Genomic DNA, 12,304 nt, shown 5'->3' on the forward strand with positions numbered 1-12,304 from the left:
GCTTGGGGCAATGAGCCGCTCAAATATTAAATGACCTTGGCACGCAGCAGGTCGTTGGTGTTGATGGCACCGCACAAGCGGCCTTCGCCATCGACCACCAGCACGCTGGTGATGCGCTTTTGCTCCATGCGTTGCGCGGCTTCGGCCGCCAGGGCTTCGCTGGAGATGGTGTGCGGGTTGACGTGCATCACGTCACGCGCACGCACGTCGCGCAGGTCAACACCGCGCTCGATCAGTCGACGCAGGTCTCCATCGGTGAAGATGCCCAAAATGCGACGCTCGGCATCGACCACCGCAGACGCGCCCAGGCCTTTGCGGCTCATCTCACGCATCAACTCACTGAACGGTACATCGGGCGCCACACTGGGCACGTCGTCGCCAGTGCGCATGACGTCAGCCACATGCGTCAACAGCTTGCGGCCCAACGAGCCGCCAGGGTGTGAACGGGCAAAGTCTTCGGCCTTGAAGCCACGCGCATCCAGCAGGGCGACGGCCAGGGCGTCACCCATGGCCAGTTGTGCGGTGGTGCTGGCGGTTGGCGCCAGGTTAAGCGGGCAGGCTTCTTTGTCTACGCCGCTGTCCAGCACGATGTTGGCGTGTTGCGCCAGGGTCGACTTCATGCCGCCAGTAATGGCCACCAAGGGCACACCCTGGCGCTTCAGCACGGGCAGGATGGCCGTCAACTCAGCGCTCTCGCCGCTGTTGGAGATGGCCAGGACCAGATCAATGTCTTTGATCATGCCCAGGTCGCCGTGGCTGGCCTCGGCCGGGTGCACAAACAGGGCGGGTGTACCGGTAGACGCCAGCGTGGCGGCAATCTTGCGGCCCACGTGACCACTTTTACCCATGCCCATGACGACCACACGCCCCTGCAGGTTCAGCGTGAGTTGCACGGCGCGCACAAAGCGATCGTCCAAACGAGACTTGAGCCCCAACACGGCGGCGGCTTCAATTTCCAGGGTTTCGCGGGCACGGCGCAAGGCCTGATCCGCATCAAAAGGCGCTTGCAGCGCGGTGGTGTTGCTCATCCCCCGATTCTATCGAGGCCCTCTGTCTGCCGTCGCGGCAAACCCTCCCTCGAAAACAGGCCTCGGCTTGCTACGATGCAAGTATGAGTTCGCTCGAAATCACTTTGCTTTATTTGCTGGCCGCTGTTTTGGGCGTGGTCACCTTCCGAACTCTCAAACTGCCCCCCATGCTGGGCTATCTGGTGGTGGGTGTGCTAATTGGCCCCAACGCAATGGCACTGGCTGACGACTCCAAGGGCATTCAGCACCTGGGCGAGTTCGGCGTGGTGTTTCTGATGTTTGTGATTGGGCTGGAGTTCAACCTGCCCAAGCTGCGCGCCATGCGCCGGCATGTGTTTGGCTTGGGGCTGTTTCAGGTCACCTTGACCATGCTGCTGGCCACCGGCGGATCGCTGTTGCTTAACATGATGCTGCCCGAAGCCTGGCGCATGCCATGGCAAACCGCGCTGGCGCTGTCTGGCGCGTTGGCCATGAGCAGCACCGCGATTGTGGTCAAGCTCATGTCCGAGCGGCTGGAGATCGAGTCCGAGCATGGCAAACGGGTGATGGGCGTGCTGCTGTTCCAGGATTTGGCCGTGGTGCCACTGCTGGTGCTGATCCCGGCCCTCGGTTCATCGCCTGAGAAATTACTGATGTCGCTGGCCATCGCCACGCTTAAAGCCAGCGTATTGATTACCGTGCTGTTGGTGGGCGGACAACGCGCCATGCGCTGGTGGCTGACCATCGTAGCCCGACGCAAGAGCGACGAACTGTTCGTGTTGAACCTGCTGCTCATCACGCTCGGCCTGGCTTGGCTGACCGAAGCGGCGGGCCTGAGCCTGGCGCTGGGCGCGTTCATCGCTGGGATGTTGATCTCCGAGACCGAATACAAACACCAGGTGGAAACCGACATTCGGCCGTTTCACGATGTGTTGCTCGGCCTGTTCTTCATCTCGATTGGCATGTTGCTCGACTGGCGACTGGTGTTGGCCAACTGGCTCCTGGTGCTGGTGTTGTTCCTGGTGCCGGTGGTGTTCAAAGCGCTGATGGTCACAGCCTTGGCGCGGGCGTTTGGCGGCACCATGGGCGTCTCGCTGCGCACCGGGCTGTACTTGGCGCAGGCCGGCGAGTTCGGCTTTGTGCTGTTGGCCTTGGCGCAAAGCAGCGATCTGCTGCCGCCCAGACTGCTCAACCCCATCTTGGCGAGCATGGTGTTGTCGATGTTGGCCACGCCGTTCATCATCATGTACAGCAACCGCATCGTGATGAAGCTGGTCAGCAGCGAATGGCTGCAGCAGTCGCTGCAGATGACCACCATTGCCCGCCGCTCCATCAATGCCAACAAACACGTGATCATCTGCGGCTATGGCCGCTGCGGCCAGAACCTGGCGCGCATGCTCGAAGGCGAAGGCATTCCGTACATCGCCCTCGACCTGGACCCCGACCGCGTGCGCAAAGCCGCCGCCGCAGGCGACTCGGTGGTCTTTGGCGACGCCGCCCGCATGCCCTCGCTGATCGCCGCTGGCCTGGCCCGTGCCAGCGCGGTGGTGGTGACCTACCTGGATGTCGCCGGTGCAGTCAAAGTGCTCAACCACATCCACACCCATGCGCCGCAGGTGCCCGTGATTGTGCGCACACAGGACGACCGCGATCTGGAGCGCCTACGCGAAGCCGGTGCCACCGAAGTGGTACCGGAAGCCATTGAAGGCTCGCTCATGCTGGCCAGCCACGCATTGGCCTTGGTGGGTGTGCCCATGCGCCGCGTGATCCGCGTGGTGCAGGACCAGCGCGATGCGCGTTACAACCTGCTGCGCGGCTTCTTCCACGGAGCCGATGACGACGGTGTGGGCGACCTGCACCTGGAACGGCTCGCCACGGTGACATTGCCACTGGCGGCCAAATCGATTGGCCTGCCCCTGGGCCACCTGGCACTGCACGCGATGGGGGTGCGCGTGGTCAGCCTGCGCCGCCAAAGCGGCAAGGTGGAGCTGCCCCACGACAAGCTGATGCTGCGCGAAGGCGACACCTTGGTGCTTTCGGGTAAAGCCGAAACATTGGCGCTTGCAGAGCAGAAGTTTCTAGTGCCATAGACTCAGCACGGCAAAATATCGATTTAACCGGCCAAGAGATTTCCCATGCAGAACGACACCGTTGAGAACTACCTGAAAAAGCACATGCGCACGGTGCCCGATTGGCCGGCGCCAGGCGTGCAGTTCCGCGACATCACACCGCTACTGCAAGACCCCAAGGTGTTTCGCGTGATGATCGACGCCTTTGTGCACCGCTACATGGACCGCGACATGCGTCCTGATGTCGTGGCCGGGCTGGATGCACGCGGCTTCATCCTGGGCGCCGTGGTGGCGTACCAATTGAACGTTGGCTTCGTGCCCATCCGCAAGAAGGGTCGGCTGCCGTTCACGACGGTGGAAGAAACCTATGAGTTGGAATACGGCAGCGCCACGGTCGAATTGCACACCGACGCGGTCAAACCTGGCGACCGCGTGTTGCTGATCGACGACCTGATCGCCACCGGCGGCACCATGATGGCAGGCAAAAAACTGCTTGAAAAGCTGGGTGCCACCGTGATGGAAGGTGCCGCCATCGTCGACTTGCCCGAACTGGGTGGCTCGGCGCGTTTGCGAGCCGAAGGTTTACCACTCTACACCCTGGTCGACTTTGCTGGCCACTGAGGCCAAAACCGTGATGCGGAATTAAATCAACTCGCCGTACTGCGTGGCACTCAACGCGCTGCTGCGGCTGCGTGGGTTCTGCATTTCGGTGTCTTCGTAGCCGCTGCTGTCGGGCTCGCTCAAAGCAGTAGCCCTTACCGCAGGGCGAGGGGTCACGGCAGGTTGTTTCTGTGCAGCAGAAGCCAACGCTTGCTTGAAAGCCGCAACTTCGTCTTCCTGGATAGGCTCAAAACGCCCCGACTGGCCGATCGGCATGGGGGCCGAAGTTGGTCCTGCACTGCGCTGTGGCAATGCCGCCGCGCTTGCAGCGGCCTCTGAAGCAAACACCGGCACTGTGCCCGGGCGCGGCGGCAGGCCCACGGCCACATGCTCGTTGGTGCGCCAGTAAACCGACGTGATGACCAGGTCGTAACGTGACTTGGCAGTCTGCACAATCTGCGCTTCGATCTTCGATAGCTGGCCGGTATCGCCACCGAGTTGCGGCGCCAAGTCCACCATCACCAGAAATTGACGGCCGCGTTCATCGAGCGCCAACACCTTGAACTTGTAGCTGGCGGTCAACACACCCGCGTGCAGCATGGCTTCGCGCACCACGCTGTAGAGCCACTCGCGCCGCTCCATGCGTTCGTGTTTCAAGACCTTGGCCTGCTCTTGCCGCGTGGCAGGTTCGGCACGATGAGCACCAGACGCCCCGCGCCCCTTTGCCGATGGCACCGCGTCCCGCCGAGACTTGTTTCCAGTCAACCAACTCCACAAAGCCATACCCATCATTCCTTAGAGTGCGCGCCCATTCAGGATACGCCGCGTCTACGTTTTATGCTTGCTACACTGTGCCTTACGTCACAGCCGCCCGGTGCTTGCGGTGGGCCAGTCGTTTGGACACCACAGCCCCGGCCGCCAAAGCCACTTCAAGCGCGATCTCAGAACGCCGGTTCGACAGTTCTGCAAACCGCTGGGGAGAAAGGCTCCACAAGCTACACACGCTGTTGGCTTGCACCGTCGCGCTGCGTGGCATGTGCGAAAAGAAACCCCCTTCACCCACCGCCGAGCCCGCACCCACAATGGCCAGCCGGATTTGCCCTTGCCGGTCTTCATAGTGCACGCTCAGCGCGCCGCTCTCAATCAGGTAAAGCGTACGGTCTATCGCCCCTTGCTTGAACAGCACCTGGCCTGCAGGCAAGGCCACCTTCTGCATATAGCTGGTCAGCGTCTCCCACTGGCTGGTGCTCAGCTTGAGGATGAGGCCGTCAATGCCGGTGTTCTGGCCAATCGCATCCACCAAGCCCTGGACTTCGAGCCGTCCTGTCGGGTGCGCTGAACCATGCGTCGTCATGTGTGGCCCGCCTTTGCGAATGAAAACCCGTGCCTTGGCTTAGCAAATGGAACAACCACAGCCGTTCCATTTTCAATCACTTCACAGACTGAATTCTATTGATTTTATGCACTTAAGCAGCGCGTGAGACCAGGGTGGGGCGGCTTATTTACCGATGCAGAAGCTGGAGAAAATCGTCCCAAGCAGGTCTTCGGTGGTGAACTCTCCGGTGACGGCGCTCAGGTCGTTTTGTGCCAGGCGCAGCTCTTCTGCCAGCAGGTCAAGCTGGTAGGACTCCGCCGTGAGGTGGGCACCCGCGTGCAACAAGTGATCTTCCACACCGCGCAGTGCTTGGACGTGGCGCTCTCGTGCGGTGTAAATGCTTTCTTGCGCGGACTGCCAGCCGGCAACCTCGAGTAGTTTGCGGCGCAAGGGCTCCAGCCCCTGGCCGGTTTTGGCAGACAAATGCAGACCGGTGGTTTGCGCCGAGGTCGACACATCAGCCTTGTTCCACAGGTCGATGACTGGCACGCGCGAGGGCAGTTTCTGCAGCAGCTCGGCGGCAATCGCTGTGTCGGCCGCTTGGTATTCGGCTTCATGCGCGCGACTCAGGTCGTGCAAGAACAGCACCGCGTCGGCGGCTTCGATCTCAGCCCAGGCGCGCTCGATGCCGATGCGCTCCACCACGTCGTCGCTGTGGCGCAGACCGGCGGTGTCGATCACGTGCAACGGCACACCGTCAATCTGGATGGTTTGCGTCACCTTGTCGCGCGTGGTGCCAGCAATCGGTGTGACGATGGCCAGTTCGGCGCCCGCCAATGCATTCAACAATGACGACTTGCCGGCGTTGGGCTGGCCGGCAATCACCACCTTGATGCCGTCACGCAGCAGGGCGCCCTGTGCGGTACGGCGCATCACGGCCGCCAGATTGGTTTGTAAATTTGATAGCTGCCCATGCGCATCTGCCTTGCGCAGAAAGTCGATTTCTTCATCAGGAAAATCGAGCGTGGCTTCGACCAACATGCGCAAATGAATGAGGGCATCGCGCAACTGGTGGATCTCGTCGGAGAACGCGCCCGAGAGTGAACGGCTGGCACTGCGCGCCGCCGCTTCGGTGCTGGCATCGATCAAATCGGCCACGGCCTCTGCCTGAGCCAAGTCCATCTTGTCGTTGAGGAAGGCGCGCTCGGTAAATTCACCCGGTTGCGCCAGGCGCACGCCACGCTCGGCACCCACTTCCAGGCATCGCGCCAGCAGCAACTGCAGCACCACAGGGCCGCCGTGCGCTTGTAGCTCCAGTACGTCTTCACCGGTGTACGAATGCGGCGCGGGGAAGAAGATCGCTAGACCCTGGTCGATGTTCTGACCGGCCCGGTCGCGAAACGGCAGATAGGTGGCCTCGCGTGGCCGCAGCTCACGCCCCAGCAGAGTGGCCACCAGCGGCAGTAAATCTTTGCCGCTGAGGCGCACGATGCCCACGGCACCCCGCCCAGGAGCGGTGGCAATGGCGGCGATGGGGTCGAATTGGCGGGTAAGCATGGGGCGATTCTCCAATGAAAAAGGCCGCGCAACCCAGAAGGTTGTGCGGCCTTTGGCTAACCGACTCAGGCGGGCTAGCGGGTTTGGCTGCTTAGCGGAACTTAGGCAGGTTCAGCTTGGGCGGCACGCCCATGCGGGTGTTGATCAGCCATTGCTGGGCGATCGACAAGGTGTTGTTCGTGATCCAGTACAGCACCAGGCCGGCCGGGAAGAAGAAGAACATCACCGAGAACACCAGTGGCATGAACCACATCAGCTTGGCTTGCATTGGATCTGGTGGCGCGGGGTTCAGCGCAGTTTGCAGCAAGCTGGTCAGCGTCATCACCAAAGGCAAGATGAAGAATGGATCTGGCGACGACAAGTCATGAATCCACAGCGCCCAAGGCGCATTGCGCATTTCAACGCTGGAGAGCAGCACCCAGTACAAGGCGATGAACACCGGGATCTGGATCATGATCGGGAAGCAGCCGCCCAATGGGTTGATCTTTTCCTCGCGGTAGATCTTCATCATGGCTTGCTGCATTTCTTGCGGCTTGTCTTTCAGGCGCTCGCGCATTTCAGCAATGCGCGGGTTGATGGCCTTCATCTTCGCCATGCTGGCGTAGGCTTTGGCGTTGAGCCAATAGAAAGCAATCTTCAGCAACAGCACCAGCGCCATGATCGACCAGCCCCAGTTCTGGATCACGCTGTGCAGCTTGTCCAGCAGCCAGTACAGCGGTTTGGCCAAGATGGTCAACCAGCCGTAGTCCTTCACCAGTTCGAGGCCAGGGGCCAACGATTCCAGCGTCTTTTCCAGTTGTGGGCCGACGAAGATGCGAGCGTCCACAGACTTGGTGGCGCCGGGTGCAATGGTGTCCAGCGGCGTGATCATGCCAACAGAGTACAGGTTGGTGTCGACCTTGCGCATGAAAAGGTTGCGCTCAATGCCGTCGCCCAGCAACCAAGCCGAGGCAAAGTAATGCTGCACCATGGCCACGTAGCCGTTAGTCGCCTTCTTCTCGATGTCGACCGAGCCTTCTTCGATCTTCTTGAACTCGACCTTTTGGTACTTCTTGGCCTCGGTGTAGACCGCTGGACCAGTGAAGGTGGAATAGAACGACGACTCGCCCGGTGGCTTGGTGCCATCACGCACCAATTGCAGGTAAAGCTGCGGTGCGGTAGGCACTGAGCCGGTGTTCACCACGTCATGGCGCACGCCGATGGCGTAAGAACCACGGGTCAATGTGTACGTCTTGACCAGCTTCACACCACCGACTTCGGGCGACTCGAACTTCACCACCAACTCGTTGGCGCCGTCTTTCAGGTTGCGCTCGGCAGAAACCAGCTTCATGGCCGTCTTGTGGCTCGGCGCTTCACCGCCAGCGGTACCGGAGATCAAGCCGGTTTGTGCCAAGTACACGCGCGATGGGCTTTCATCCAACAGCACGAAGTTCTTGCTCTTGTCGGCCATGTCCGAATACTGGAGCATTTCCGAACCAATGATGGAGCCGCCTTCGGTGTCGAACGTCAGCTTCAGCACGTCGGTGGAAATCACCACTTTTTCGCGCGGTGTCGCCGTTGCCACGGTGTTGCCAGGTACTTGGCCGGGCGTTCCTGCGGCAGCAGCCACGGGCGCTGGCACGCTGGACGCGCCTCCTGCAGCCGGTGTTGCTGCAACTTCAGTTTTCACTGGCGCCGTGGGGAAGAAGGTGGCTTTGTTTCCGGTATGGACTTGCCACTTATCCCACAGCAACACCATGGAAAAACCAAAAATCACCCACAGGATGGTTCGGCGAATATCGTTCATGAAGACTTCTTCTCGGAAGAGAGGGAAAGCAAGTGGGAAAAGAATCGGGGCGCCTGCTCCGGCACAGGATCTACGCCACCTTGGCACCAGGGCTGGCAGCGCGCCAAGCGGCACACCGTCAAATAAGTGCCAGCGGCTGCGCCATGTTTTTCAAGCGCAGCTATGGAATACAGCGAACAAGAGGGCTCGAACCGGCAAGCCGATCCCAGCCAGGGGCTGAGCAACAGGCGATAAGCTTTGACCACGCCAATCAAGCCCGCCTTGATCATTTGGATGGCTCCAGCTTCGCCACCCGAGCCGCCGCAGGGCGCACACGGCTCATCAACTGGATCAGTTCTTCGCGCACAGCATGTTTGAGTTGCTCTGAGGTCGCGCTGATGAACTGCTTACGGTCAAAACCAGAGCGCAAACGCACCACATGGGCGGCTTGCGACCAATTCCATTCGTTGCCCGCGCTGAGCGTGTAGACCTGGCGCTTGATGGTGTTACGCGTCACGGCACGTTTGGCCCAACGCTTTGGCACCATGGCGCCCATCCAGACACCACCAACGCTGCCCCCAACGCCAAACAGGGCCTGCGGTCGCTCGGACACGGGCCCTGTTGTGGGGGGAGAGCTGAGAGGCTCGTTTGGCACGGAAAGATCCAGACGATGCAAAGCAAAATGCGCCGTACGCGACACAATCTGACCAGACAAAACCGCCTGAAACTGAGCTCGCGTCTTTAATCTTTGCACGACAAGCTCTGGCTTATGCGGCCCAGAAACTGGTCGACGCCCGCACCGAAACGTGCGACAGAGTTAGACCGCCAGACGCTTGCGGCCCTTGGCGCGGCGTGCGTTGATCACGGCACGGCCGCCGCGGGTCTTCATGCGCACCAGGAAACCGTGGGTACGGGCGCGTTTGATTTTGGAAGGTTGATAAGTGCGTTTCATGATGAAATCCTTGAAGGGTTCAATTCAGCGGGTTCCTGAACCGGAACACGTCGCCTAAAGAATAGAGGGCGGAAACCCCTCGGGGACCCCAAAACATGGCTCTTTGACTTCTTCGTGGCCTTGTACAACGTTGATACAACGAGGTACGACCAAATCAACTACTGCAGCCAGCCCGAGCAGCCGGCGAAATCTTATTGATATCAACGGCACGCAAAAAGCCAACCCAGAAACCGCGTTCCAGGGAAACCCGCGATTATGGCAAATTTGCACGACTGTGACAAGCCCATGCCAAAATTTGGCTAGACAAGATATCTCGTCCGCGACCCCGGGTGAATTGTGGATAAATTCTTGATAAATTATACTGGTGGGTGCCCTTAATACAATTTATCCACAGAAGTAGAACGAAACAATGACCGAGGGAACCTACGCCAGCACGGGCGCCGGAGACAGCTTGTGGCTGGCTTGCCTGGAACAGCTGGCGCAAGAACTGCCAGAGCAGCAGTTCAACACTTGGATCAAACCACTGGTGGCGCAGGTCAACGATGACTTCACCAAGGTGACGGTGTTCGTTGCTAACCGATTCAAGCTCGACTGGGTGCGTGCCCAATATGCCGGACGCATCGTTGCCTTACTGGAGAAGACGTACGGACAACCGATTTCCGTAGAGTTAGCGCTCACCCCACGTGAAGCGCCTCAGCGTTCTTACGCCCCTGCTTTGCAAACGCCCACCTTGGTGGCAGCGGCCGAATCGGTCAACATGAGCGAGGACAACGGGCCCGCGCAATTCAAGAACCGGCTCAACTCCGCGCTGACGTTCGACACACTGATCGAAGGTACGGCCAACCGCATGGCACGCGCAGCCGCCATGCATGTGGCGGGCATGCCCGGCCACTTGTACAACCCGCTTTTCATTTATGGTGGTGTTGGCCTGGGGAAAACCCACTTGATGCACGCTGTGGGTAACCGCTTGCTGGCCGACCGGCCGGATGCAAAAGTGCTCTACATCCACGCAGAACAATTTGTATCGGACGTGGTGAAGGCCTACCAGCGCAAGACTTTTGACGAATTCAAAGAGCGTTACCACTCACTCGATTTGCTGCTGATCGATGACGTGCAATTCTTCGCCAACAAAGACCGGACGCAAGAAGAGTTCTTCAACGCGTTCGAGGCGCTGCTGACCAAGAAGTCGCACATCGTGATGACCAGCGACACCTATCCCAAGGGCTTGGCTGACATCCATGAGCGCCTGGTATCGCGCTTCGACTCTGGTTTGACCGTGGCCATTGAGCCGCCCGAGCTGGAAATGCGCGTGGCGATTCTGATCAACAAGTCGCGCGCTGAGGGCACCGAAATGCCCGAAGAAGTAGCCTTCTTCGTAGCGAAAAACGTGCGCTCCAACGTGCGCGAGCTCGAAGGTGCGCTGCGCAAGTGCCTGGCCTACTCGCGCTTCAACCAAAAAGAGATCTCGATTCAGCTCGCCCGCGAGGCGCTGCGCGACCTGCTGTCGATTCAAAACCGCCAGATCTCGGTGGAAAACATCCAAAAAACGGTGGCCGACTACTACAAGATCAAAGTCGCCGACATGTATTCCAAGAAGCGGCCCGCCTCGATTGCCCGTCCACGGCAAATCGCCATGTACCTAGCCAAAGAGCTCACGCAAAAGAGCTTGCCGGAGATCGGCGAGCTGTTTGGCGGTCGCGACCACACCACCGTTTTGCACGCCGTGCGCAAGATTGGCGGCGAACGCCAGCAACTCACCGAACTGAACCAGCAATTACACGTGCTGGAACAGACGCTCAAAGGCTGATCGGTGCAGCGCATGCGGAGCGTTTGGCAGGTCAAAAACAGGGGAGAATCCGGGGGCTGGGTGGAAGCGCTGCGCGACAGCCACGGATTGCAAGATTTAATACATTACTCAAAGAGGTTGACATGATCGTCCTGAAGGCAACGCAAAGCAAATTGCTCGCGATATTGCAGTCCGTCTCGGGCATTGTGGAGCGTCGGCACACGTTGCCCATTTTGGCCAATGTGATGTTGCGCAAGACGGGTTCTTCGGTGCAATTGACCACCAGCGACCTTGAAATCCAGATCCGCACTACTGCCGAACTGGATGGCGACACCGGCAACTTCACCACAACAGTGGGCGCCCGCAAGCTGATCGACATCTTGCGCGCCATGCCGTCTGACCAAACCGTCACGCTCGAGTCCAGCCAAAGCAAGCTGGTGCTGAAGGGTGGCAAGAGCAAGTTCACGCTGCAAAGCCTGCCGGCCGAAGACTTCCCGCTGGTGCAAGAAGCTGCCAGCTTTGGTCCGGTATTCAGCGTGCCGCAAAAAACGCTGAAAGACCTGCTGAGCCAGGTTTCGTTTGCCATGGCGGTGCACGACATTCGCTACTACCTGAACGGCATTTTGTTTGTGGCCGAAGGCAACACGCTGAGCCTGGTGTCGACCGACGGCCACCGCCTGGCCTTCGCCTCGGCCACGCTGGACGTGGAAGTGCCCAAGCAAGAAGTGATCTTGCCGCGCAAAACCGTGCTGGAAATGCAGCGCCTCCTGAGCGACGCCGAAGGCGCGATCGAAATGCAGTTTGCCAACAACCAGGCCAAGTTCACCTTTGGCGGCATGGAGTTCGTGACCAAGCTGGTCGAGGGCAAGTTCCCCGACTACAACCGCGTGATCCCGAAGAACCACAAGAACAGCATCACGCTGGGCCGCCAAGCCTTGTTGTCCAGCCTGCAGCGCACCGCCATTTTGACCAGCGACAAGTTCAAGGGCGTGCGTCTGAACCTCGACCCCGGCACGCTGCGCATTGCCTCCAGCAACGCCGAGCAAGAAGAAGCGATGGACGAACTCGACATCGACTACGGTGGTGACAGCATCGAAATTGGCTTCAACGTGACGTACTTGATCGACGCGTTGGCCAACATGAGCCAGGACATGGTGTCCATCGAGCTCAGCGACGGCAATAGCTCCGCTCTGATGACCATTCCAGAAAATCAAAACTTCAAATACGTTGTGATGCCAATGCGCATCTAGGCC

The 12,304-nt window shown here is 59.7% G+C and carries 12 protein-coding genes; 4 read left to right on the top strand and 8 right to left on the bottom strand.

What is annotated here, in order from left to right; genetic code table 11:
* Positions 1-26 precede the first annotated feature (26 nt).
* Entirely contained in the window at positions 27-1,028 is a 1,002-nt protein-coding gene (locus ACPWMG_RS27120; protein ID WP_483302570.1) for a KpsF/GutQ family sugar-phosphate isomerase, read from the bottom strand.
* An 83-nt stretch (positions 1,029-1,111) separates the two neighbouring features.
* Between ACPWMG_RS27120 and ACPWMG_RS27125 the strand changes: the two genes are divergently transcribed.
* The gene (locus ACPWMG_RS27125; protein ID WP_483302571.1) at positions 1,112-3,097 is read left to right on the top strand and encodes a monovalent cation:proton antiporter family protein; all 1,986 of its coding nucleotides are present in this window, start codon (positions 1,112-1,114) and stop codon (positions 3,095-3,097) included.
* Between the two features lie 45 nt (positions 3,098-3,142).
* Entirely contained in the window at positions 3,143-3,697 is a 555-nt protein-coding gene (locus tag ACPWMG_RS27130; protein ID WP_483302572.1) for an adenine phosphoribosyltransferase, read from the top strand.
* A gap of 21 nt (positions 3,698-3,718) precedes the next feature.
* Here the strand turns inward: ACPWMG_RS27130 and ACPWMG_RS27135 are convergent, their stop codons facing one another.
* The 7 genes from ACPWMG_RS27135 to rpmH form a co-directional block, all read right to left on the bottom strand.
* Entirely contained in the window at positions 3,719-4,333 is a 615-nt protein-coding gene (locus ACPWMG_RS27135; protein WP_483302573.1) for a hypothetical protein, read from the bottom strand.
* A gap of 199 nt (positions 4,334-4,532) precedes the next feature.
* Positions 4,533-5,030: a Crp/Fnr family transcriptional regulator gene (locus tag ACPWMG_RS27140; protein ID WP_483302574.1), complete on the bottom strand. Its 498-nt coding sequence runs from the start codon at positions 5,028-5,030 to the stop codon at positions 4,533-4,535.
* A 144-nt stretch (positions 5,031-5,174) separates the two neighbouring features.
* A complete protein-coding gene (gene mnmE / locus ACPWMG_RS27145; RefSeq protein ID WP_483302575.1) occupies positions 5,175-6,548 on the bottom strand; it encodes a tRNA uridine-5-carboxymethylaminomethyl(34) synthesis GTPase MnmE in 1,374 nt (457 codons plus the stop codon).
* Positions 6,549-6,639: 91 nt separating this feature from the next.
* Positions 6,640-8,334: a membrane protein insertase YidC gene (gene yidC / locus ACPWMG_RS27150; RefSeq protein ID WP_483302576.1), complete on the bottom strand. Its 1,695-nt coding sequence runs from the start codon at positions 8,332-8,334 to the stop codon at positions 6,640-6,642.
* Positions 8,331-8,603, bottom strand: coding sequence for a membrane protein insertion efficiency factor YidD (gene yidD / locus ACPWMG_RS27155; protein ID WP_483302577.1), 273 nt, complete (start codon positions 8,601-8,603; stop codon positions 8,331-8,333). Before yidD ends, yidC begins: the two co-directional genes overlap by 4 nt.
* A complete protein-coding gene (locus tag ACPWMG_RS27160; RefSeq protein ID WP_483302578.1) occupies positions 8,600-9,067 on the bottom strand; it encodes a ribonuclease P protein component in 468 nt (155 codons plus the stop codon). Before ACPWMG_RS27160 ends, yidD begins: the two co-directional genes overlap by 4 nt.
* Before the next feature lie 63 nt (positions 9,068-9,130).
* Positions 9,131-9,265, bottom strand: a complete 135-nt coding sequence (gene rpmH, locus ACPWMG_RS27165; RefSeq protein ID WP_066096666.1) for a 50S ribosomal protein L34 — start codon at positions 9,263-9,265, stop codon at positions 9,131-9,133.
* 409 nt (positions 9,266-9,674) lie between these two features.
* Between rpmH and dnaA the strand changes: the two genes are divergently transcribed.
* Both dnaA and dnaN read left to right on the top strand, forming a co-directional pair.
* Positions 9,675-11,072 carry a chromosomal replication initiator protein DnaA gene (dnaA, locus tag ACPWMG_RS27170; protein ID WP_483302579.1) on the top strand — a complete coding sequence of 466 codons (1,398 nt, stop codon included), beginning with the start codon at positions 9,675-9,677 and terminating at the stop codon, positions 11,070-11,072.
* Between the two features lie 122 nt (positions 11,073-11,194).
* The gene (gene dnaN, locus ACPWMG_RS27175) at positions 11,195-12,301 is read left to right on the top strand and encodes a DNA polymerase III subunit beta (RefSeq protein WP_483302580.1); all 1,107 of its coding nucleotides are present in this window, start codon (positions 11,195-11,197) and stop codon (positions 12,299-12,301) included.
* The last annotated feature ends 3 nt before the right edge of the window (positions 12,302-12,304 follow it).

The organism is Hydrophilobacter chitinilyticus (genome assembly GCF_049860745.1).
Taxonomy (GTDB): domain Bacteria; phylum Pseudomonadota; class Gammaproteobacteria; order Burkholderiales; family Burkholderiaceae_C; genus Rhodoferax_B.

Coding starts and splice junctions, on each gene's coding strand:
- ACPWMG_RS27120 (WP_483302570.1), bottom strand. CDS start 1,028: ATGAGCAACACCACCGCGCTGCAAGCGCCTTTTGATGCGGATCAGGCC.
- ACPWMG_RS27125 (WP_483302571.1), top strand. CDS start 1,112: ATGAGTTCGCTCGAAATCACTTTGCTTTATTTGCTGGCCGCTGTTTTG.
- ACPWMG_RS27130 (WP_483302572.1), top strand. CDS start 3,143: ATGCAGAACGACACCGTTGAGAACTACCTGAAAAAGCACATGCGCACG.
- ACPWMG_RS27140 (WP_483302574.1), bottom strand. CDS start 5,030: ATGACGACGCATGGTTCAGCGCACCCGACAGGACGGCTCGAAGTCCAG.
- mnmE (WP_483302575.1), bottom strand. CDS start 6,548: ATGCTTACCCGCCAATTCGACCCCATCGCCGCCATTGCCACCGCTCCT.
- yidC (WP_483302576.1), bottom strand. CDS start 8,334: ATGAACGATATTCGCCGAACCATCCTGTGGGTGATTTTTGGTTTTTCC.
- yidD (WP_483302577.1), bottom strand. CDS start 8,603: ATGATCAAGGCGGGCTTGATTGGCGTGGTCAAAGCTTATCGCCTGTTG.
- rpmH (WP_066096666.1), bottom strand. CDS start 9,265: ATGAAACGCACTTATCAACCTTCCAAAATCAAACGCGCCCGTACCCAC.
- dnaA (WP_483302579.1), top strand. CDS start 9,675: ATGACCGAGGGAACCTACGCCAGCACGGGCGCCGGAGACAGCTTGTGG.
- dnaN (WP_483302580.1), top strand. CDS start 11,195: ATGATCGTCCTGAAGGCAACGCAAAGCAAATTGCTCGCGATATTGCAG.